The following is a 243-nucleotide window of genomic DNA, read 5'->3' on the forward strand; positions in this document are numbered from 1 at the left end:
CCCCGCACGGTGCCCCTCAGCAATACAGCGGTGGAGGTCTTCCGGCAGGCGTTGGCCAACCCGGTGCGCCCCATCGACACGGACCTGGTGTTCTTTGGAGAGCCGGGCCTGGACGGCCAGCGACGACCCTACAACTTCAACACGGTCTGGTTGAACCCCAAAGCAAGCATTGGCCTGAAAGAACTCCGCTTTCATGACCTTCGCCATGAGGCTGTCAGTCGGTTTGTCGAAGGTGGGCTGAGT

1 protein-coding gene is annotated in these 243 nt (G+C 61.3%); it reads left to right on the forward strand.

All coding sequences use genetic code 11. The features are described 5' to 3' along the window. The coding region (locus V0R37_RS23080; protein ID WP_420376690.1) for a tyrosine-type recombinase/integrase at window positions 1–243 on the forward strand (243 nt) is incomplete at both ends.

Origin of the sequence: Pollutimonas rozaliensis (assembly GCF_048751585.1) — a bacterium.
In the GTDB taxonomy this organism is placed as follows: domain Bacteria; phylum Pseudomonadota; class Gammaproteobacteria; order Burkholderiales; family Burkholderiaceae_B.